We start from the raw sequence: 22,720 nt of genomic DNA, 5'->3' as shown, positions 1-22,720 counted from the left end.
ACAGTTATTCAGTGAGCAGTTACCAGTAATCAGTTAATTTCAGTTTATTACTTTTATGAGCAACCAGTTTTTTTATTAAATCTACTAAATTTTTTAGAAATGAAACTCTATCTCATTAAAAACCCTTACCAAATTTTTGTTTTGATAAGGGTTTGAAAGTAATAGTTGAAGTAGAGATTACTATTCTACTACTATTTTTTCTATAATTTTTTCTTTCTTATTATTGTTTAAAGACTCTAGTTGAAGAATATACATTCCTTTTCTTAGATTTGGAAAAGGAGTTGTGTATTTTTGTCTATCAAAACTAATAGTCCAGTTTTGAATTTTTCGTCCAGCCATATCATACAAAACAGCCTTCCATTCTCCATTCAGTCCTTCAATATGTAAATCTTGTCCAAAAGAAATTGGATTTGGATAAATATTGATTTCTAAATTATTATCTCTTTTGAAGACAATCGTATTACTTAGTGTCGGTGTTCCGTCTGTATCTACTTGCTTGAGCCTATAATAAGCTGTTCCTGTCCAGTTCTCATAATCGTAGGTTTGATATTCTATTGTTTGATTAGAAATTTGTTGTCCTTGAATAACATCAATCGTTACAAAATCTTGTCCATCAAAACTACGTTGAATTTCGAAATAGGCATTATCACGTTCTGATGCTGTTGCCCAATCTAAACGAACTTTATCTATTTTATCTTCTCCATCAAAATAAATAAGTGTAATAGGCAGAGGATCGAAGCAATTTGCAATAGTATAAGGTCCTAAAAAATTATTATCATAATCACATTCAGCAGCAGGAGAGTTAGGCAAAGAAATGGCATTTGGTCCTAGATCTGTGCCACTGTCATTTAATACTACATATACTTCAACAGGATCATTTGTTAACGGAAAAGAATAAGTATATTCTCTTTGTTCATCAACAGCCAAGCCATCATTAATAGTAAATGTGGTTAGCCTACTCCAAGATGATAACCTAGGATCTCCACTATAAAAAGTAATTGGATATTGTACTGTAACATCTGCCTCTCCTTGATTTTCTATGTCAATAGTAAAAGTTACTTCACTAGGGCAGTTTCCTAAATTAATTGCTCCACCAACTGTATCCACAACTGCCACAATATCAGCAGCAGGAATAAAAGGAACAGTAGAGTTACTAAGAGGACGCTGTGCCATATAATTATTTAGAGGAGGAGCAGTAATTTCGAAGTTTTGGGGAGAAATAGTTTGTGGGATTGTTAAATCTGCATTAATGTTAGTGATATTGTAGTTTACTTGATTCCACACATCACGAGAAGGTAGCCAAGGAATATTAGAAGACTGATAGATGATAACTCTACCATTACAAGATGCTACAATCTCTGTTTGTCCATCATCGTTTACATCTCCAATCGTAGGAATTTCCATACCTGTACCACTGTTACAAGCAGGAAAGGGAGGCCCTGTTGCAGGACTTTCAGAATTAAAGTAAACATCTCCACTTGCTCCTTGAAAAATACGTACTTTATTCTCATCTCTATATACCAAGTTGGCAAAGCCTGTACCCAAGAAGTCAAAAGAAGAAAGTCCAGTAGTACCAGAGTTATCTGATGTTGCTAATGTCCACATGGGTTGGAGGTTTCCTCCATTTGCTGCAATATTGGCAGTATCTACATCATTAAACATGACTACACCTCTTTCTTTTGTTACTCCAAACTCATTTCTTCCATCATTATCAAAATCATTGATAGTTGGAATACCTGAGTAAGGATTTGCTCCTCCCACTCCTTCTACACCATTTATGAAATCCCCAGGGTTATAAGCTCTTAAATCAAAAACATTAGAAAGAAGTGTGGGAGTTTGAATATCCCAAACATAAATTCTACCATATCCAGATACTACAGCATCGATATCTCCGTCATTGTCCATATCTGCTACTGACATCACAGCATCTCTAAAACCTCCAGTGAGAGGAACAGGAGCTACTGCAACAGAAGTTATTGTATTAGTAGCAATGTTTACTGAATAGACTGTATTTCCTGCCAGTAATTCTAAGCCTGCACAATCTGCACAAAAAGCATTTGGCAATACATCAGCGGCATTAGATATTTGAAATATAGGATCTCCTGTATCTCTTGGGTCTCCATCTGGATTACCAGTACCTACATACCCTAGCCATTCTCCTGTATCAGCATTAAAAATTGTACCTCCTGTATAAACTTCTGGAATACCATCTTCGTTAAAGTCAGTCAAGTTGGTATTTGCTCTATCTGTATTAGAAACTCTTCTTGCTGCTATTGGATTTATAGCTGCATCATCGCTTTCCCACTCTAATTGAAAACCTACCCCTGGAACATATTGATAGGAAACAACAGGAGAATTATTATCGCTTGTTACATAGAAAAATTCTATAAAAGCATCTCCATCTACATTTGCCATCGTTAGTAAACTTGTTGCTCCATCTGGGTCTCTAAGTCCTGTTTGAGTATATTCTACATCAGGATTTCCATCATTACGAGGGTTTAAAACACTTATAATTCCATTATCTCCAAGAACTACAATTTCAGTTTCTCCATCGCCATCTACATCTCCAAAAATGGGAGTTTGATAACCAATGTTACTACCATTTACAGGAATTACTTTAAACTGAAAAAGCTGAAATTCCCCTGGATCTGTGATTTGAAAAATACATTCATTACAATCAGAATCTCCACTATCTATATCACCATCACCGTCATTATCAACACCATCATTACAGTCTTCTGGTCTTACCGTAATACTAGCACACTGTTCTCCAGAGAGAGGACTTTCTTCTCCACACGCATTTACTTGAGTGATTCTGAAGCAGGTAGAAGGAGGAGAAGGAAATAAACCTGGTATTACAACAGATGTAGTAGTTGCATTGACACCAGATGTAGCCACAATAGATGCTGTAGCAGGTACAGGGTCTCCATTTCTATATCTATATACTCTTATTTGTCTTATTTCTGTATCACCACTCGCATCAAAAGTAAGTGTAACCTGTCCATTTGGAGATGGAGATGTGACAGGGTCTGCTGCTGTTAGATTCATTGCAGTAGGTATGACTCCGTTTGTAGGAATAGCTGTATCTGTTCCTTCACAAGGAGATTCTACATCTGTCAGAGTAACTGGTACTAATCTAAAGTAATTCAGACGGCAATTAGTCAACCCTGTAAGTGTAGTAGCTAATGTATTTTGGTCAGTAATAGTAGCTAATAAATTAGTAGGGTTATTAGAAAGTCCTCCATAGATTCTGTATTCTTGAAAATTTGCCAACCCTGGGTTATTCCAAGTTAAATCTACCTCTCCAGAGTTTCCATTAGCATTAGCTGTAAGAGATATAACTGCTCCTGACGCTTGTGCTACTGTAAAATAGACATCATCTGGAATAGCAAGAGTACCTTGATAAATTGAAGAAGTTCCTACTTGTGTTAGTGGTGTGATAGTAGCCCCACTTGTAAAATTATTATCTCCATCTGTAAGTATATTCAACTGACAAGCTGCCCCCCCAGGTAATTGAGAAGCATCTATTCTGAAAGTAACCGTTCCTATTGTACCTGTAACATCTGCACGCCAAGTTCTTGCTACTCGTTCATAACCTGCTGGAGAGTTTGTAGTTGTGTAAGCACCAATAGCTCCATTATCATGTCCCATAAAGAGATATGAATTTGGATTGATTGTATTTACTGCATTAATTTCTACAAAAGATGATGTAGAAGCAAGGTGTACATTTGTTCCAGTTTCTCTTCCAACTCCCACTACATCATGAAAAAATGGCTGTGCAGTTACGGCATCGTGAGAATAAAAATCATTTTGAGTGAGTGCTGTTCCTTGATATTTTGAAGAAAGATAATTTTGTACTACAATTCTTTCAGCAGGATTCAAAACTCTATCATAAACAATTACCTCTGCTAAATCTCCTCCGAATCTATGGTCAGTAGTTGTAAGAGTAGCTAATGTACTAATACGTTGATTTGTCATAGTTTGATTATTCTGGAATTCCATAGAAAGAACTTCAAATTGACCATATGTCCATTGTTGTGTATTCAAGTCAGCAGCGAAACCAGTAAAGTTGGCTCCATTGAGAGAGTATCTTCCCTCTTCTCCTCCTCCTCCATCAAAACTAAAACCTCGTAAATTACCATTACGTGCATCTATTGCAACATGTGCCTGTGAAGGGTTATAGTCTCCCCATAATTGAGCTAAATCTCCAGTATTTTGCGTAATATTAGACGCTCTAAATACCACAAAGACAGTACGGGCTGCATACGAATAAGCATCATCGTATTGTGAGCCAGCAGTAGTATTTAGTCCATTAAAACGAACAATAGGAAATGTATTAGCTATATTGGATCGGTATAATGCACGTACACCATCACCTCCACCATTTGAATTAGTTGAGTGTCTGTTATGTCCAGAGGCATCAATAAAGTCTGTGGCTGTATCATCAGCAGGAATAGGTGTAATGGCATCTGCACGTTGCCAAAGCTGTAAAGGTGCAGCACCTGTATTTGTTCCAACTCCTCCAGGTCCTGTTTGAGCTTCTACTGCTGAAAAGAAGAAAAAAAATGAAAGAACAAACACGATTCTTTTTATGTGTAAGTGATATAATAGATTCATATACTGATAAATTGTAAGAGAAAAAGACATTATAGTAAAGTTAATTAGCAGCTATATGGTACTGCAATTTTAATGCAGGAAAGCAGGATGATATAAGTTTGAAAGTGTAAAGTTATTGATTACAAATAAATTACAAAAATAATTAATTAATTAAATCATAATTAGCTGTACTTTGTTAATAGCTTTAAGAGTTATATCAAAAAACTCATTCCAAAAAGAATTACAAAAAGTAATGTCGAAAGTGCAAGTTGTTTCAAAAGTGGGTCAAGTTGCATATTTTTTCTTTTGAAAACTTGAATGATATTATTGATAAATAAAGGAAGTGTAAGCAAAAACAAAAAATTGAAAGGATTTTGATAATTCAATCCTAAATAAACCAAAGCACAAACCCACGCCAAACTAATTACAAAAGCGTGATAAACACTCGCCTTTTCTTTTCCCAAACGAACAGGAATAGAATTTTTACCAGCCAAAATATCAGAATTAATATCTCTAATATTATTCAAATTCAAAACACCAACAGCGAAAAGCCCACACGAAGTAGCAGGAAGAAAAATATCCCAAGAAATGCTCTGAAAATCTGTAGAGGTTTGAAAATAGGCTTGTGCTTGTAAAAAATATGTTCCTCCACCTGCCACCCAACCAAAAAAGATTAAAACAGCAATATCTCCCAAACCCATATACCCATACGGTTTTTTTCCTGCTGTATAAAGAATTGCTCCAGCAATACAAAAAAGTCCTAATCCTAAAAAGAAACCAAGTGTTTTCCAGCTACTTTCCTTTTGAAAATCTATCGCCACAAAAAGCAATAAAACACCACTCACAAACGACAAAAGCGAAAACAAAATAACAGCATTTCGCATCTGTGAAGAAGTTATTTTTCCTTCTTGAACGGCACGCTTGGGACCTACTCGGTCTTTGTGGTCTGCACCGTGAATGCTATCGCCATAATCATTGGCATAATTAGACAAGATTTGCAATAAAATAGCTGTAAGGATAGTAAGAGAAGCTATTTTTACATCAAAAAAACTATTTATGGCAGCCAAAAAACAACCCATCAACATACTTGCAAGGGCTAAGGGAAGAGTTCGTAATCGTGCTGCTTCTATCCAATGTTTCATTATAAATAATTAATGTAGGTCAAACGGCTTGCCTTTGACGATATTGTAACTAACAAAATTTGCATTATCCAAAGGCAAGCCTTTGAACTACTAAAAGTATAAAAAATTACTTATTTCTAATTTTCCTAACAATCGCAGATATAAAAAACAAAACTGCCAAAAAACCTGCAAGTCTGCCCAAGTAATCTCCGTGTAGCGTATAAAAAGTAATTTCGTCATTGAGTTTTATAGAATATTTTAAAGCTGTTTGTTCTCCATATTCACTTCTAGAAATGTCTTTTCCTGTTTGGTCTATAAAACCTGAAATTCCTGTGTTGGCTGCTCGTGCTACACTACGACGTGTTTCGATGGCACGCAAAGCCGATAATGCCCAAAGCTGACGAGGAGCAGGTGTATTTCCCCACCAACCTTCATTAGTCGGAACAACGATTACATTAGCTCCATTTTGAGCATATTCTGTACAAAATTCGCCATAAACGGCTTCCCAACAAATTACAGGAGCTACTTTTGCCTCTGTATTTGGCGAAACAAAAACACTTCGGTAATCTTGCGTTCCTAAAGTTCCCATTATATCTACAAATAAAAGAGACGCACTTTGATTTGGTAAAACCATTTTGATAGGATTGGTTTCTGCACCAATTACCAATTTTGATTTATGATAAAATACTACCGAATCTTGTGTAAAAGGAACAAACTGAACTGCTGAATTATACATGTCATAATACGAATCTCCTCCACTAGATTTTCGTGCTGTTTTGGGAACAGTATCATTTCCTGTATAAAATTTATAGGTATCTGCACCCGAAATTAAAATCAAATTATTCTCTCTACAAAAATCAAAAATAGGTTCTAAATCTGGCTGACTTGTATAATTATATTCGGTAGAATTTTGATGAAAAGCTGTTTCAGGTAAAATAAGATATTTGGTAGAATCTGTAATTACACTTTTTGCTAAATCAATATATCTTTGAATTTGATTTTGGAAGGGAATATGATGGGTAGAAGGTTCGCCTGTTTTTGGATTGCGAGAAAATTTTTCTGAATAACAATCTAAATTAGGCTGAATGACAGCTATTTCTACTGTTTTTAAATTATTTGATTCATTTTCTGCATCATCATAACTCATATAAATACTGTATGAAATTCCTATTGGGACTAAAATCCAAACCAAATATGCACCTACTTTTATTTCTGACTTTATAAAAACGTGATAGGCTAAAATATTAGCTAAAAGCACCCAAAATGTTCCTCCAAAAGTTCCTGTATATTCGTACCATTGCACCCACATAGGGACTTCACCAAAGGCATTTCCAATATTCATCCAAGGATAAGACAAAACCCAGTTGAGATGAACATATTCAAAAAATAACCAACACGAAACAAATGATAAATAATTGATAAAACCAACCGAAAAACGTCTCGTAAAAATATAAACAATAATAGGCAAAAGCTGCAAAAAAGCATTTAATAAAAAAACTCCAATTACTCCCACACTAAGTGCATTCCACAGCCACCAATACACGCCAGCATTCCAAATCACAAAATAAACCCAAATAAAAAAACACAAACGAGTAAAATACTTTTTCTTTTTTGTATTAGTATTTTTATTCTGTTCTTCGTCTTTCTTAAAGTAAAACTCTATCAGTTCTATCAAAGGAATAAGTCCTACAAAAAGCAAGGGTGAAAAAGGAAAATACCAACCTAAAGCCATCAAAACACCTCCCAAAATAGACAGAGAAAGCGCATAATATTTCTTTTGGCGATAAGTTTCTAAATGAGCTTGAAAGGATAAAAGTGAAGGCATTTATAATAAGTTGATAACTGAAAACAAATAATTATTTTACAAAAATAGTCAAAGTGTTTGAATAGCCTTTGTTTACTGACTTTATAGCAAGTCAAAATTAAGATAAATTGTTTTTTAATGCAGAATTTGATAGCTTTCTAAGAGAAATTGCAACTTTTAGCCTTCAGCAGACTAGGAAGTCTGTTATACATTTTAATAGACTTATGAAGCCATTCATTTTATCCATCTTGTTCTTAGCTATTTTACAAACTTCTTTTGCTCAAAAATATGAATACGATAGAAGTGGAAAAAGCATTACTGATACGCTTCCTAAAAGTCCAAATGATGATATAAAAGTAATAATAGCAGAAGACGGAGAAGAGAATGCCCTTGAAAAAACCATTTTAAATGGTAGTAGAACGGCAAACTTTGAGAGTACCAATTTAGACAGTAATTATATATATCATAAAGTAGGTCAAGGAGAAGATATTACATATATCGTTGATTTATATCAAATTTGTGCGCCTTGTTTTGCAGAATGGAATAATTTTAAACTTGAATACAGGGAATTTCCCATCGCAGTTGAGAAGGGGCAAAAAGAGCCAAAACTCAAAATGATTCCTATATCTTCTAAGGAAATGATGTTTGGTGATCTAATCTTATTTGAAATTTTTGAAGGAGAATACTTAAAGGTAGCTTTAAAGAAAGAATATGAAAAAGGAATACCTCTTGATTTCCAACTAAGAAGATTTTATAAAAATTTTTCATACCCTACTTATCTTAAAGATGTAGCAAGTGATTATGGAGTAAGTATTAATAACTTACGTTATCTGAATAACTTAGACAGAGATACGTTTTATGTAGGAGATATGGTGCTATTTCTAGGATTTATACACTATAAATATGCTTGTCCTTGCCTTGAAAATCAGAATTAATTAAACCAAAATTTTATATTATCTTATGAAACTATTTATTTTATCAATCTTACTTTTAGCTGTTTTTCAAACTTGTTTTGCTCAAAAATATGAGTATAATATTATAGGAGAGCATTTTAGTGATACACTTTACACCAATAAAGGTTCTATAACTACTACTGCAAACCCTATTGTTGTAAGAGAAAGAAAAGCTCTTTTTGAAAGACCAAAAGATACTACTTATATTTATCACTTAGTAGGAGAAGGAGAAAATACTGAATATCTCGTGAATTTATATCAAATCTGTGCGCCTTGTTTTGCGAAATGGAATAAATTAAGTTATGCTGATTTCAATTCTTTCAGAAATCAAAAGCTTTATACAGGTGAGTATTTGAAAGTAGCTTTAAAAACAGACTACGAAAAAGGAGTGACAGAAAAAGTCAAAACAAGAAAATATTACCAAAATATTAAGAAACGCACGTATATTTATGATATTGTCAGAAATTATAATATAAATATTAATGACTTACGTTCGTGGAATGGATTGAGCGAAAGTGCCTATTATGTAGAGGATGTAAGGTTGATTGTTGGAGAAATAGAATACAAATATACTTGCCCATGCCTTGAATAAATGACACTTCAATTAAGTATTTTAGATTTGGATAGGTAGAGATAAAAAAACAAGTAAAATAATTGTCCTACAACATTTTACTAAAAAATAAAGTTAATTAACTATCTAGCTATTTTCAAAACAAAAGAAAATAGTTTTTTAATAGTAATTTTGTAGTCTTTACCAGCGTTATAGAAAAATGAATAATTTACTTTATCCTATCAAAAATTATTTGGTTAGTCGTAAGAACAGAAAAATTCGTCCTTCGACTTCCAAACATTATACTTTGCCTTATGAAGAAGCAAAGCATTTTGGTATTTTGTTGCTTATTGAAAGTTCAGAAGATGCCAAGCAAATCAGTCCAATAATAGAAAAACTTCAAAAAGATAATAAAAAAGTAGAAGTTATATTATTCCAAACCAAAAAAACGAAGCAAGAACTACAAGTTCCGTATCGCTTTTTTTTGGTTCATCCAGAACAAATGGATTGGAATGGAAATATGGATGTAGTAGCAGTACAAAAATTTATCTCTACAGAATTTGATTATCTTTTTTGTGTCAGTAATCGACATGTGGCTCTATTCGAACGCATACTTTTACTTAGCCAAGCCAAATGTAGAGTGGGAGCGCATATTGTGGGCAAAGAGTTTTTGTATGAATGGATGGTCTTTAGAGAAGAGCAAAACACAATTTCTAGTTTGGCTAAAAATATGTTTAAATCAGTAAGTACAGTTCAAAATCAAAATTCAACAGCATTTGTATAGATTCTACTAAAACAAAAAAACCGATTTGATGCAGTTTTCAAATCGGTTTTTTTCTAGTTTATAATAAATTCAATTTTTTCATAAAACGATTTTTGTAAGAAGCACCAATCGGAATAGTTTTGCTTGGCATCACTACACTTGTGTCTTCAATACTTGTTATCTTGGTAAAATTGACAATATAAGAGCGATGCACACGGATAAAGTCAGATTCAGGTAATTTTTTCTCTAAGCCTTTCATTGTCGAATGAATAATGTATTTACGTGTATCTGTATTAATAATCACATAATCTGATAAGGCTTCGATAAAATAAACATCACTCAAACGCAAACGAACAATTTTGTTATCAGCTTTGATAAATACTTCGTCTTGATTCTCCACAGTTACATTTGAGGCTTTTAGGTTGGCTTCTGCTTTTCCAACTGCCTTCAAAAAACGAGCATAATTTACAGGTTTTACTAAATAATCAGTTACATTATGTTCGAATGCTTCCACAGCATAACTTGCACGAGAAGTTACCAAAATAATTTGTGGCATATCATCAAGCGTTTTCATTAGGTCAAGTCCTGTCATTTCAGGCATCTCAACATCTAAAAAAACAATATCAATTTCTTTGGTTTTGATGACTGTAAAAGCATCAGCAGCATTATCTGTTTCTTCAAGGACAGTCAAACCATCCGTTTTATTAGCAAAATGCTTTATTACGTTGCGAGAAAATTCATCATCATCTACAATTAAACAATTCATATATATAGGGGCTAGTTCTTATTTAGATTAGGAGTAGGTTTATTTTTTACAAATGGAAAGATACGCAAAACACAAATTAATTGCGAATTATGAATTACGAATTACGTATTTTTTTAGTGTAACTTTCAAATTAGGAAAGAAACTTTATTTGGTAATCTGTAATCAGCTTCGTTACTTTTGTAGGTTTTAATTTTTAATTGACTGAAAATGTTTCTCAAAAAGTAATTTCATATATTTTCCAACAATATCAAATTCAAGATTGATTGTATCGCCTACTTTTAGTTTGTGAAAATTGGTATGTTGATAAGTATAAGGAATAATGGCGACACTAAAACTTCCTTTTTTTGTTTTGTTAGCTATTTTTGAGCCACTTTCTGAATCTACAACGGTTAGGCTAACACCATTTGTACAAATAGAACCTTTCTGAACAGTAAAGTTTCCTTTGTCTTCATATTCAAAATAAAAACGCCAGCTTCCATTCTCATCAATAATTTTGGTACAGATAGCTGTTTGGTCGACATGTCCTTGTACAATATGTCCATCAAAACGCCCATTAGCAGGCATACAACGTTCTAAATTTAGTTGCGAACCTACTTTCCACTTTCCTAAATCTGTCTTTTGGAGGGTTTCTTCAATCGCTGTTACGAAGTGTCTATTTTTTTCTACTTTAGTAACTGTCAAGCAAACGCCATTGTGTGCGACACTTTGATCAACTTTAAGTTCATTTGAAATAGCTGATTCTATTTCAAATAATTGATTTGTTCCTTCTTCTTGTATAGAAATAAGAGTTCCTATTTCTTCAATAATTCCTGTAAACATAGTTTTGATAATATGATTTTTTGTAGAAAATGATAAAAATAGATAAAATTTATTTAAAAAAATTAAAACAGCTAGGTAAACGTACTCAGAACTTATTTTGATTGAATTCGTTTACTTGATTAGAATGATACTTGTTATATTTATAGATTGGTAATCTCTTTCTAATTACAAAACACAGATTATGCAAATTATTATAAAATATTCATAACGATTTGCAAGTGAGTGTGTTAGCATAAAAACAACTATCAATTTAATTTTGCTGAATTAATTTATTCTTTTCAAAAAAATATCTTTACAAACTCATTATTCTATCCTACTAATTTGATTTTTTTTACTTTATCTTTTTCAAAAAATTATAAAATAGATACAAAAATACACAAAAATTATTCGTACTCTTTTTTTAAGGTAATGAATAGTTTGAGGTTATTTGTATGCCTTATTTTGTTGTTTTCTGTTTGTTCTTTTGCTTCAGCTACTACAATTCATACTAATACTGTCGATGGCGATAATTTGTTTAAACTGATTGGAAAATCCAAAACAGACCCATTAGTAAGAGATTTTTTGAATAAATTAGGTGTAAGAGATGAGTCACTTAGCTCTACTTCGGTCTGGACATATCCAAATAATGGAATTAGAATAGGTTTTTATAAGGGAGATATTATTGATAAAATAATGCTTTATGATAATACATATTCAGCTAATGACACCAAATTTGCAGCCTACTCTAGTAAACTTCCAAAAAATCTAACTTGGAATGACACAAAATCCTCTACTATCATAAAACTAGGCAAACCATCAAAAGATAATGCAAATTATATGGAATACAATAGTCTTCCTGTGGAAGTAGTATTTTATTATACAGGTTCACGTATCAAGTCAAGATTAAGAGGAGTATTATTGCGTTTCAAAAATTGTATTTCTGGAGATTGCCAAGATGGAGAAGGCATTTATGTAGAAAGAGATGGTTCTCGTTATGAAGGTGAATGGAAAAATGGAAAAAGACATGGAAAAGGAAAACTTGTATATACAAATGGAGTAACAAAAAAAGGGTTTTGGGAAGGTGGAAATTATAAAGGACAAGATTTTTTTGCATCAAATGGCTTATACGACCTTTTAGGAAAACATAAAGACAGTGAAGAAATAAAATCTGCTAGTAACAAACAAAAAGATGGCTATCAGCAAATTCATCTTGCTTATGACCACTTTCAGTACGTTTTTAATAATAATAAATTGCGTTTTTATTTCAATGATTATGGATATTTGTATAAAGTAGCTGTCAATAAATCAGGTTTTGGTGATGTTTCTCATCCTCTTACAGAAAAAGTAACTCCTTATTCAGACCAAAATTATGTAGCCTATATTATGGGTTCGCCGTATAAAAAATATACTTATCGAACAGGTTCGACGTGGTTGTATAAAGATAAAAAATTTGACCTTCGTATTCGTTTTGACAAAGATGGAATTATGGATGGAATAGATGTTACTCTCAATGATGAAGATATGGTGGTAAATGCAGAACAAGGAGTTTGTAAAACAGGAAACTGTCAAGATGGTTTTGGAGAGCTTATTTCTGAGGTAGGAAGGTATGTAGGAAAGTTTAAAAATGGAAAATTTGATGGGCAAGGAACAATGTATTATGCTTCTGGTGGATATTATAAAGGAAATTTTTTGGCAGGAATGCGTGATGGACGAGGAACATATATTTGGTCAGATAATAGTAAATATATAGGAACTTGGAAAAACAACCAAAAACATGGAGTAGGTTCGATGCACTATCAAAACAAAAGTCGCTATGAAGGGCAATGGTATCAAGACCAACGACACGGGGAAGGCTCAATGTATTACCCAAATGGCGAACATTATATCGGAGATTGGTCGTATAACTCACAAACTGGAAAAGGAACACTCTATAAAACTAACGGAAAACAACAAACAGGAATTTGGGAAAATGGACGGCTTAAATCTACTTTGTAAAACAGTTTGTAAAATAAAATACACAAAAAAACAGCTATTCTATTTATTTCTAAATAAAATAGCTATTCGATTATTTTATATATCAAATTTGAAGTATAAGGTATTTAGTCTTCTTCTTCCATTTGATTTAAGACAATTTTCACGTCTATAATTTCTTGAAAATCTTCTCCAGATTCTTGCATGTCTTCATCATCTTCTTCATAAAACCAGTTGATGAGTACATTATCATTTTTTTGTTGTAGAGCTTCTAATTTTCTAAATATCTCTACTAAGCATTTTGATGAGCTTGTATTAAAATACTCCAACTTTACATCTAAAATCGTATTTGATTTTGCTTGACTGACATAATTATCTAACCACTCAAAAAGAGGTTTGTAAAACTCAATAGAGTTTTCTGGAATAGAACGTCCTGCGATAAGGAATCGTCCTTCATTAGAGTTAAAATCTAGCTGAGGTGTTTTATTAGTGCCTTCTAAGAAAAAATTTTCCATTCAAATATATTGTTTAAGCCGAAACTTTTACTTTCAAACTAAAAAAAGAATTATCATTGCCTGCATCTTCAAATGCATAGACAAGTTTTTCGCCCGAACGACGTGCGATATCAATTATTCCTAATCCTGCTCCCCCTTTTACAGAAACTTCTCCACCGTGTAGTTGTTCACGATATAGTTGTTTGATTTCATCAGCAGAAGACTGATTAATTCGTTCAATATGTCCTTGTAGCGTAGCGACAAGAGAAGTAGGGATATAATTTCCAGTAGAAATTTCATATCCTGTTGTGTTTTTGGAAAGAACAAACAATACTGTTTCTGGGCTTTCAGATTTTTGCACACCTTCTCCCTGCGTGTGATGGTATACGTTTTGAAGAGCTTCTATCATAATATGATAGACCTTTTTTCGAATTTTGGATTTTTGTTCAAGAACAGCTAATCGCTCATCTGCCACGCTCAAAATCCCATCGAAAAGAGGCTGTGATGGTGCTCCTTTATACGATACAATTACTTCGCCTTCCAGCATTTCTCTATAGTAATCATTCAGGTTCAAGATTCTTATACTGCTTTAGAGTGGAACTAAAATTTTCTAGAGTTTTCTAGTCTATTTTATTAATTTAGAATTATGCAATTTTATTATTCATTATTCAGGTAAAACTGACTAATTTTTAGAAATATACACAAAATACATGGTTTACAAAAGAATTATATCAAAAAAAACGCAATTCTATAATTTTGTTTTGCTTTTCGTATTTGTGTCTTCTTATCAAATTAAGAAAATAGAATCTCTCTATGTTTCGTAAATATATAAAATAATTTTAAAACACAAACATTATTTTTCTATTTTCTGAATACCTTTCTTGTCAATACTAATTTTTCGTTCTCTATAAAGATTTCCGATGAGTTTCTTAAAGGTTTTTTTACTCATATTAAAATACGCTACAATCTCTTCAGGTGTACTTTTATCAGAAATAGGTAAAAATCCATTATTTTCCTCTAATTTTTGCATAATCATTGTACTTTGGTCAGCAATTCCATCAAAGCCATCTTTTCGAAGTCTTAAATCAATACGACCGTCTTCACGTACTTTTTTGATATATGCTGTTCGTTTTTGTCCTTGTAGGTTTTCTTCTCCAAAAATTTCATTGTGATAGAGCATTCCATAATAATAAATCCCCTCTTTTTCTACAATACAACGATAACCAATTTCTGTGTCTGCACCAATGATGGCATTTACTTCTTCATCTTCTTGCAAATCAACTTCTTCTCTTTCTACAAAATTACCTAGCTTTCCTAAGCCAATAACCCGATTAGTTTTGTGGTCTAGTGCTAGTTTTACAAACATATAATCCCCTATTCGTATTGGTTCTTGGGTTTCTCTTGCTTCTTTATTGCCTTTTGGTACTTCATCATGAGGAAGAAATAAATCTTTTTCAATCAGTCCCCAGTCCAAAAAGAATCCAATTTTTGTAATATCAACTACTTTCAAAGCAGCAATTTCTCCAACAGTTGCCAACGGTTTTTCGATAACTGCAACAGGACGGTCTTGTGTGTCGGTATAAACAAAGACTTCTATTTCGTCGCCTTCTTTTGCTGTTTCGGGAACGTATTTTTGAGGTAAAAGTACCTCATCTAAAAGTGAACTTCCTACATATACACCATTAGGAGAAGTACGTAAAATGGTAAGTGTATTATATTGACCGATTTGTATGGTTTTGATGGGCATAACGTCTTTTTTTGTGCTTTATAAATTATACTACAAATTTAGCTTTATTTAGTTAGAAAGTTTATATAAAAAAATATGCGTTTCAAGCACTTTAAGCTATTTTCTTGATGTTAGGAAAAATGAAGGAAAATGTAATACAGACTAGAAAGTCTTTTACAATAACAGGCAAAAAAGTGCTTTTAAAGGCTTTTAAGCTATTTTCCTAACGTTAGGAAAAATGAAAAGCTAAAATAATAAGCTCTAATTTTCGGTATTTTGAACTGACTAGAAAGACATTATATAAGTAAAAAAGTGCTTTTCAAGCCTTTCAAGCTATTTTCCTAACATTAGGAAAAATGAAAAGCTAAAGTAATAAGCTCTAATTTTCGGTATTTTGAACTGACTAGAAATACATTATATAAGTAAAAAAGTGATTTTCAAGCCTTTCAAGCTATTTTCCTAACGTTAGGAAAAATGAGAACTTAAAAAAAGCTAGTCCAAACTCTTATAGTTGAACTAGCTTTTTTTAGTATTTACTTGAAATTTATAGTTGAAATCTAAAAATCTAATAAATCTAAATGATAACGCTTGATAATTTTCTTCAAAATTTCACCATAAATTGGAGAAGTTGCATAACCTACACCACCATATTTTGTAGAACCAATTTTGTCAGCCCAGTCTTCATAATTTTTTCCTTTTGTAAATAAAGGTGAATAACGTTTGTTGGTACTAAGAAAAACTGAGTGCGAACGAAACGAATGCCAAGGCGAATTATACTCTGCAAAATGGTCTTTTACGATACACTTGTAAAGTGTTTTTCCATTTTTTACTACTCGTTTCGAACTTACAATTATATTTTTATTGGCTTGCATTTCTAAAGCTGTATAATATTCTGTGGTGGTGGTAAGGCTACTTTTTTGTGCTTTGTCTTTTATTCCAAAATAATTATTATCTACAATTCGCTGTCCGTAAGCTGTTTCTAATGCAGATTGAGCCAATTTTATCGATGCAGGAACGTGAAATTTTGCTTGTTCCATTAGCGAAGTTTCAATTTTATTCAAATCTGTATTATCTGTAAAATAAGTATAAACGTGTTTTTGTGCATTTACATTATTCAAAACCAAATCAATAAAAAGCTGTGTAATTTCCTTGTTTAAATTCAATAACTCATCATCAGCCAATTTATCCAAACGAGAAGCCTTATTTTCTATTAAATATTTAGTAATCAGAAGCTGTTTTTGTACCAAAAAATTATCTCTTTGTTCTTGGTGTGTCTGTGGTGTTTCATTTTGTGATTCTTCTAAGTGTGTCATTATGTACGAAAGAACATCATTAATAGGCTGTGAAGCTGGCATAGAAGCAGGAATTACACTACTTTTATTTGGCATCTGAACAAGCATATTATCAATTTGTGTCGTGTTGCTGTTCTGTGGAATCCACCATTGAAGTCCGATAATCATTACTAAAATTGCAATAATTACCATCAGCCAACGGTCAGTAATTTCTATTTTGAAATCAACTGTTTTTTTCCAGTATGGAATTTCAAAACAGACAGGCTGTGAAAGAAGTTTTCTTCCATCATTTAGAGTTTGGAATGCGTCGTCGAGTATTATTAGTTGCTTCATCATGGTATTTGTTTATTGGATGAGTTTCTAAAAACTATCCGAAGTGATAAGTAGAAATAGGTCAATAAAAACAGAATTATTTGTTTGATAGAATATATAGAATATAAAGACGATTACGACCTGCAAAAGCAGCGAAGCTAATTACGATTGTAATCCATACTTTTTTGATGATTTTTGTAAAATGATTAACAAAACAGGCAAAAACTAATATAATTAGCAATTTTGGAGTAAAACTTATTTATTTGATAAATAATTCCAAAAAAGATAACAGATTGACAAGAATAATTTCTAACTTGCTGATTCTTTAGTAAAAAAAAGAGACAAGACTATTTTTTTTGTTTTCCTCTCCCAATTATCAGAGTTTTTTTATCTTTATTGCTAATATTATAAGCAAATATAAGAGTTGATTCGATAACGACCAAATATTTTGCTAAAAATTTTATCAAAAACCTATTATTTTTTTCAGACCTCACATAGCTTATGTTCTTCTCTTCTAACTTGCGCTACCTTCGTCGTGTCCATAATTTAACTCAAGAAGCCTTAGCAAAGCACTTAGGAGTGTCTTTAAAGAAGATTGGCTCGTATGAAGAGGAAAGAGCGACACCAAAATTAGAACCTTTAATAGAAATTGCTAATTTTTTTAGTGTTACACTAGAGCAGTTTATTAATCAAGATTTATCTGTCGAAGCTGAAAATAAAAATACACCTGAGTTGCCAGAGTTAAAAAAATATGCAGCAGCCGAAAGATTGCGTGTTTTGAGTATTACACAAGACCGAAATGAAAATGAATATATTGAGCTTGTTCGTTTGGATTCGGAGGAAGATTATGTAAAAGGCTATTCAGATATTGATTTTGTAGCAAACCTTCCAAAATGCCAGTTGCCAGCTTTACCACTCAATCACACATATAGAGCATTCGAAATTTCAGATTCATTATTAGCTGCACCAACAAATAGTATTGTAGTGGGAGAGTTTGTCGCTGATTGGAATGAGCTAAAAGATAATGAACCTTGTATTATTGTTTCTGAAAGTACAGGGATTATTTTTCGTAAAATCAAAAATCAGATTGCACAAAATGATACACTTCTTTTGGAAGATACAAATGGAATGTCTTCTTCTTATTCAGTTTCGGTAGAAGATATTGAAGAAATTTGGCGTTTTGCTGCTTATATTAGTTTGGACTTTCCAGAAGTTCCGACACAAGTAAATCAGTTGCGCCAAACCATGCAAAATCTTCAAAGTGCTTTAGAGGTTTTGGAAAATAAAAAAAACAAAGAAGAAAAATCTTAATTTCTTGGAAGAGCTAAAATGTTAGATTCAATTTTTTGGCTGTCTTTATGAAGTCGTTCTCCTCCAATTTCATTGACTCCAAAAAGAGAGTAGTCTAGTTCTTCAAAAAAAATATAGAAATCAATATAGCTTTTTTTACCTCTTTTTACACAATAATTATCATCGTATTCGAAAACTATCGAAGGACGAAAACGTTTTATACTTTCTTTTAAACCTATCAAGACTTGATATTCAAAACCCTCTACATCTATTTTGATAAAATCAAGTCTTTCTATTTTCATCTCTTTTAATAAATCATCTCCTTTTCTGACTTGAATTTCTGTGTTTCCATTGTCAGAAAGTGATGCTGTACCTTGGTTAGAGTCTTCTGGGTTGATGTTCATGGTAGAAGTTCCCGAAAAATCAGAGAGTGCATACGGCAAAACTTCTATTTGAGAGGCTTTATTTAAGGCAATATTTTTTTCTAATCGTTCTCTCAAATAACTGACAGGTTCGAAGGCAATTACTTTTCCCGTTTGTTTGGTTTCTTGTGCCATTCTCAAACTCTGAATCCCTACATTTGCACCAATATCCAAACATACATTTCCTACTTTTACTTGACTCTGAATAAGACGTGCTAGTTCTGTTTCATATTCTGCCATCGAAAATACACACCATTCTACATAGCTGCTTGTATCAATATGAAGTAATATATTTTCATTTTGCATCCACGAAATTCCCGTAAAAGAGACAGGTTTTGTTTTATTTTGTTTGGACATATAACGAGCCAAACGATATTTACCAGATAAAGACCACCCTCTTGAAGTGATAATTTTTATTTTTTCCCAGCGTGTCATTTTAAAGTAATTTATGAGTTTTTGACTAACAATTTATAAGGAGAGAATCTAAAATACTGCTTTTTTTATTAAAAATAAGCTCTTCTGACAATTTAGCGATAATTTACTAATTTAGCTTTCCTATGGAGACTAGACCACAGTTTCTATTTGCCATGGAAAAGAAAAGGATATTACAATTCTGAAAGAACTTCAATTTCCTCATTCTTTAGGACTTTTGTATTCTGCTTTTATGTATTACACAGATTTTAAAGTCAATTCAGGAGAATATAAATTGATGGGACTTGCTCCTTACAGAAATCCAAAGGCAGAACAAACCAAAGAATTTGTAAGAAAAATAAAAGAAACTCTTTGTCATGTTTGCTCTGATGGTTCGATTTGGCTTGACCAATCGTATTTTAATTATGCGACAGGTTTACACATGATTCAAGAAAAAAAATGGGAGCAACTTTTTGGTGTTCCGACAAGAAAATCGGAATCTCCTATCGACCAAGTGCATTGTGATTTAGCTATTCAACAAGTAACAGAAGAAGTAGTTATTTTGATGGCAAAGGAAGCAACGCTTAACAGATACAAAAAATTTTTGTATGGCTGGTGGTGTTGCTCTAAATTGTGTAGCCAATGAACTTGTTTAAGAATGTTGATTTATTTTTAAAAAAAGAGGTCAAAATAGTTATCATTAGACTTTATTACGATAATTTTTGATAGGTTATTCTTGTCTTTACCCTTAAATTATGAATACCACACGCAATTTCCATGACTTGGTCTCTTACCTCTTCTCCCCACAATCGGATTTCATCTAAGACAATTCTAAGTCTTTTTACTCCTGCTATGCTGTGTTCTGCACGTACTCTACGACTAGACTTTTTACTATTTTCAGCCTTGTCCTGCTCCGATAATTCTTTTCCTCTAGGCTTTTTTTTGGGTTGCTCAATAAGGACACCTTTAGGTCTATGACCTTGATAACCAGTATCTTGATGAAGAATAGTTCCCTCAGGAAAGGTAATATCATCTTCTTCTAATAAACGTTTATCGTGTACTTTTCCTGTTTCTGTATCTCCTAAAAAAACTACCTCTTGATGTTTATCTGTAACTAAAGTATTTTTTATAGTGTGCTTTTTTTTTTCCACTATATACTTCTTTTTGAGCTTTGTAATCGGAGGGACGAGGAATTTCACGTTCGCTTCCATCTACCCATAACTCTAAGGCTTTACCTGCTTCTTCAACACGATCTGCAAGTTTTATTGTCCATTCCGATTCATTTCTTGCAGGCAATACATTAATTTTTCTTAAACTTTCTTTTAAAATGGGAAGAAGGCTGTTAATCCATTGATTAACTTTTCCTTGAGAAACATCAAAAGTAAGAGCTAAAGATTCCTGTAAAGGGTTGTTTTTCAAGTAGTAAAGGATAAAAAAAAGTTTCATTTCACTACCTTTTAGTTGTATTTTTGCGTGTTCTCGGAAGGTGGGCTTATTTCTAGCCTTTCCTTTGAGGTCATAATACATATAATGTTTTTCCCAAAGTGGAGAAAAAGTAGCTAATAACTCATCAAACTCTTTGATAGTCAAGCTAGTAAGAGCCATAAAAGGCTTTTCTTTTTTACGTAAGTTAGGTAAATCAATCATAAAGTAAGGATAAAATGACCGCTAATATAATAAAATTTACGTTTTAAAGTCTATTGTAAATCATCACATTTTCAATCTAACTATTTTTCCCTCTATCTACGTAAACTTATCAAAAAATTTATAGCCGAAAATATTTTACCTTATTTACATCAATTTACAAAAGGTCGTCGGGTAAAAGTAGCTCTTTGGCGTATTATCCAAGCCATTGTGTATCACTTAAAATCAGGCAGTCAATGGCGAGAACTTCCTATGAAACATTTTTTTAGAAACCTATCAATTAGCTGGAATACAGTATATTACCATTCATACTACTAGACATTTTCAAATAAATAGGTCAGTCCCAGAGGGCAGACCGTCTATATAAAAAAAACAAGTAAAATTGACTATAAACGGTCTGCTCTACGAGGCTGATATACAGTAATTAGTAAAATGTCTAGTAGTATGCTCCTTTTGTATAAAAAATTCAATCACTTGATTATTTGTGGGTCATAAGGAACTCCCAACAGTCCTATTTTTAGTTTTAAGGTAACTTTATCAACACTTTTTATATAGTTCTCATCTTCCTTTTCAACTTTTAGTATGTCATATCCATAACCTTCAAAAATATATTTTTTGTCTGTGTAAGTCCCAAAGTATCCATTCTCAAGACTAGATTCTTTGTATAGTTTAAACTCTCTTTTTTCAGTTTTATCAAATGATACAGAGTTAAATTTTAATAAACAAACTGTTATTGCTTCCGAAGTTACATAAAAAGATAGGTAAGACAAGATAAGCATAAACAAAATTATTAGAATTTTACTCTCCTTTTTCCATTCTTCTTTATCAAAACAAATAAATATACTCAATAGAACTGAAGCTGTGATATTAAGAATAAATATTTTATCCTTAAATTCTCTAACATCACTTTTGATATAAGAATCAAGACTATCAAAAAAAGCAAAAGTTGGTAGTGTTCTAAATATAAGGATGGTTTAGTTGAAAAAATGGCAATGAGTTGTGATATTTGTAAAATGCAAACTAAACAAACTCACATTTGCCCTCATTGCCAAGGCAAATATACTGTAAAAAATGGTCAAACTTATTACAATAAGCAAAATTACAAGTGTAAAACTTGTAAACGCCAATTTGTAGAACGTCCTTTACCTGAAAGTAAGGAAGCTATTATTAGTTCTTACCAAGATGAGTTAGTAGCTCAACTTCTATTAGAACGTATTGCTTTAAGAGGCATTAGTCGCCTTTTTAAAAAAAGTGTCAGTTGGGTTACTTCTCGTATGAAACTCTGCTATGAGCGAATAAAAGAAGATTTGCCTATTGGTCGTTTAGCTTCAGCAGAGATAGATTTATATCTGGTAGAAGCCGATGAGTTATGGAGTTTAGCTACGCTGAGCTCGCAAGCTCGGTTTGTAGGTGCTAAAGATTGTCCAGAATGGATCTGGTTAGCTATCGAAAGACGTACAGGATTGGTAGTTGGATTTCATAGTGGAGGTAGAGATCAAGAGGGTGCATTAGGACTTTATTTGAGTATAGATAAGAAATTAAGAGAAAAAGCCATTGTTTATGCTGATGATTTTGCTTCTTATGGAACTGTATTTCCTAAAAAACAACTCCGACAAGAAGGTAAAAAAGAAACTACTAAAATTGAGCGTTTTAATAACACAATCAGACAGAGAAATAGCCCATTAGTTAGGCTTTCTTTATCCTTTTCTAAAAAATGGGAGAATCATTATAATTCAATCAAATATTTTATAGTAAATTACAACAATGAAATTATTGCAAAGAATCCATCCTTATAAAAAGAACACCA

21 protein-coding genes are annotated in these 22,720 nt (G+C 32.4%); 8 read left to right on the top strand and 13 right to left on the bottom strand.

Annotated elements, in window-relative coordinates; all coding sequences use genetic code 11:
- Window positions 1-180: 180 nt before the first annotated feature.
- The 3 genes from ACE193_RS13435 to lnt all read right to left on the bottom strand — a co-directional run bounded on the left by ACE193_RS13435 (window position 181) and on the right by lnt (window position 7,542).
- Window positions 181-4,647 (bottom strand): T9SS type A sorting domain-containing protein, encoded by a 4,467-nt coding sequence (locus ACE193_RS13435; protein WP_375558740.1) that lies wholly within the window; start codon window positions 4,645-4,647, stop codon window positions 181-183.
- A gap of 161 nt (window positions 4,648-4,808) precedes the next feature.
- Window positions 4,809-5,738, bottom strand: a complete 930-nt coding sequence (locus ACE193_RS13430) for a 1,4-dihydroxy-2-naphthoate polyprenyltransferase (RefSeq protein WP_375558739.1) — start codon at window positions 5,736-5,738, stop codon at window positions 4,809-4,811.
- Window positions 5,739-5,844: 106 nt separating this feature from the next.
- A complete protein-coding gene (gene lnt / locus ACE193_RS13425; protein WP_375558738.1) occupies window positions 5,845-7,542 on the bottom strand; it encodes an apolipoprotein N-acyltransferase in 1,698 nt (565 codons plus the stop codon).
- A 203-nt stretch (window positions 7,543-7,745) separates the two neighbouring features.
- Here lnt and ACE193_RS13420 point away from each other — a divergent pair, with 203 nt between their 5' ends.
- The 3 genes from ACE193_RS13420 (at window position 7,746) to ACE193_RS13410 (ending at window position 9,808) form a co-directional block, all read left to right on the top strand.
- The gene (locus tag ACE193_RS13420) at window positions 7,746-8,456 is read left to right on the top strand and encodes a hypothetical protein (protein ID WP_375558737.1); all 711 of its coding nucleotides are present in this window, start codon (window positions 7,746-7,748) and stop codon (window positions 8,454-8,456) included.
- Window positions 8,457-8,481: 25 nt separating this feature from the next.
- On the top strand, window positions 8,482-9,066 hold the full coding sequence (locus tag ACE193_RS13415) for a hypothetical protein (RefSeq protein ID WP_375558736.1): 585 nt from the start codon (window positions 8,482-8,484) through the stop codon (window positions 9,064-9,066).
- 178 nt (window positions 9,067-9,244) lie between these two features.
- Window positions 9,245-9,808 carry a DUF6913 domain-containing protein gene (locus ACE193_RS13410; RefSeq protein ID WP_375558735.1) on the top strand — a complete coding sequence of 188 codons (564 nt, stop codon included), beginning with the start codon at window positions 9,245-9,247 and terminating at the stop codon, window positions 9,806-9,808.
- A gap of 58 nt (window positions 9,809-9,866) precedes the next feature.
- On the opposite strand, the gene ACE193_RS13405 is transcribed toward ACE193_RS13410, so the two are convergent.
- Together ACE193_RS13405 and ACE193_RS13400 are read right to left on the bottom strand one after the other, a co-directional pair.
- Entirely contained in the window at window positions 9,867-10,553 is a 687-nt protein-coding gene (locus tag ACE193_RS13405; protein ID WP_375558734.1) for a LytR/AlgR family response regulator transcription factor, read from the bottom strand.
- 186 nt (window positions 10,554-10,739) lie between these two features.
- Entirely contained in the window at window positions 10,740-11,372 is a 633-nt protein-coding gene (locus ACE193_RS13400) for a riboflavin synthase (protein ID WP_375558733.1), read from the bottom strand.
- Window positions 11,373-11,780: 408 nt separating this feature from the next.
- On the opposite strand from ACE193_RS13400, the gene ACE193_RS13395 reads away from it, so the two are divergent.
- Complete coding sequence (locus ACE193_RS13395) at window positions 11,781-13,346, top strand: hypothetical protein (protein WP_375558732.1); 1,566 nt, start codon at window positions 11,781-11,783, stop codon at window positions 13,344-13,346.
- Window positions 13,347-13,450: 104 nt separating this feature from the next.
- Here ACE193_RS13395 and ACE193_RS13390 read toward each other — a convergent pair whose 3' ends face one another.
- The 4 genes from ACE193_RS13390 to ACE193_RS13375 form a co-directional block, all read right to left on the bottom strand.
- A complete protein-coding gene (locus tag ACE193_RS13390) occupies window positions 13,451-13,837 on the bottom strand; it encodes a DUF1987 domain-containing protein (protein ID WP_338793895.1) in 387 nt (128 codons plus the stop codon).
- 13 nt (window positions 13,838-13,850) lie between these two features.
- Window positions 13,851-14,390 (bottom strand): SiaB family protein kinase, encoded by a 540-nt coding sequence (locus ACE193_RS13385; protein WP_375558731.1) that lies wholly within the window; start codon window positions 14,388-14,390, stop codon window positions 13,851-13,853.
- A gap of 279 nt (window positions 14,391-14,669) precedes the next feature.
- Entirely contained in the window at window positions 14,670-15,563 is an 894-nt protein-coding gene (locus ACE193_RS13380; RefSeq protein WP_375558730.1) for a S1 RNA-binding domain-containing protein, read from the bottom strand.
- Between the two features lie 536 nt (window positions 15,564-16,099).
- Complete coding sequence (locus tag ACE193_RS13375) at window positions 16,100-17,170, bottom strand: glycoside hydrolase family 73 protein (RefSeq protein ID WP_375558729.1); 1,071 nt, start codon at window positions 17,168-17,170, stop codon at window positions 16,100-16,102.
- 477 nt (window positions 17,171-17,647) lie between these two features.
- Here ACE193_RS13375 and ACE193_RS13370 point away from each other — a divergent pair, with 477 nt between their 5' ends.
- Window positions 17,648-18,457, top strand: coding sequence for a helix-turn-helix domain-containing protein (locus ACE193_RS13370; protein WP_375558728.1), 810 nt, complete (start codon window positions 17,648-17,650; stop codon window positions 18,455-18,457).
- Here ACE193_RS13370 and ACE193_RS13365 read toward each other — a convergent pair.
- Window positions 18,454-19,293 carry an FkbM family methyltransferase gene (locus ACE193_RS13365; RefSeq protein WP_375558727.1) on the bottom strand — a complete coding sequence of 280 codons (840 nt, stop codon included), beginning with the start codon at window positions 19,291-19,293 and terminating at the stop codon, window positions 18,454-18,456. The genes ACE193_RS13370 and ACE193_RS13365 overlap by 4 nt on opposite strands.
- A gap of 145 nt (window positions 19,294-19,438) precedes the next feature.
- Between ACE193_RS13365 and ACE193_RS13360 the strand changes: the two genes are divergently transcribed.
- A complete protein-coding gene (locus ACE193_RS13360; protein ID WP_375563359.1) occupies window positions 19,439-19,915 on the top strand; it encodes a carbamoyltransferase N-terminal domain-containing protein in 477 nt (158 codons plus the stop codon).
- Window positions 19,916-19,979: 64 nt separating this feature from the next.
- Here ACE193_RS13360 and ACE193_RS13355 read toward each other — a convergent pair whose 3' ends face one another.
- Both ACE193_RS13355 and ACE193_RS13350 read right to left on the bottom strand, forming a co-directional pair.
- Complete coding sequence (locus tag ACE193_RS13355) at window positions 19,980-20,420, bottom strand: transposase family protein (RefSeq protein ID WP_375558619.1); 441 nt, start codon at window positions 20,418-20,420, stop codon at window positions 19,980-19,982.
- Window positions 20,374-20,916 carry a transposase family protein gene (locus ACE193_RS13350; RefSeq protein ID WP_375558620.1) on the bottom strand — a complete coding sequence of 181 codons (543 nt, stop codon included), beginning with the start codon at window positions 20,914-20,916 and terminating at the stop codon, window positions 20,374-20,376. Before ACE193_RS13350 ends, ACE193_RS13355 begins: the two co-directional genes overlap by 47 nt.
- Before the next feature lie 108 nt (window positions 20,917-21,024).
- Between ACE193_RS13350 and ACE193_RS13345 the strand changes: the two genes are divergently transcribed.
- Window positions 21,025-21,231, top strand: coding sequence for a transposase (locus ACE193_RS13345; RefSeq protein ID WP_375563358.1), 207 nt, complete (start codon window positions 21,025-21,027; stop codon window positions 21,229-21,231).
- Between the two features lie 152 nt (window positions 21,232-21,383).
- Here the strand turns inward: ACE193_RS13345 and ACE193_RS13340 are convergent, their stop codons facing one another.
- Entirely contained in the window at window positions 21,384-21,761 is a 378-nt protein-coding gene (locus tag ACE193_RS13340) for a hypothetical protein (protein WP_375558726.1), read from the bottom strand.
- Window positions 21,762-21,926: 165 nt separating this feature from the next.
- Between ACE193_RS13340 and ACE193_RS13335 the strand changes: the two genes are divergently transcribed.
- Complete coding sequence (locus tag ACE193_RS13335) at window positions 21,927-22,709, top strand: IS1 family transposase (RefSeq protein ID WP_375558725.1); 783 nt, start codon at window positions 21,927-21,929, stop codon at window positions 22,707-22,709.
- Window positions 22,710-22,720: the final 11 nt, after the last annotated feature.

It is taken from the genome of Bernardetia aquimarina, assembly GCF_042180575.1.
Lineage (GTDB): Bacteria > Bacteroidota > Bacteroidia > Cytophagales > Bernardetiaceae > Bernardetia.
This window is presented reverse-complemented; position numbering and strand designations above follow the sequence as displayed.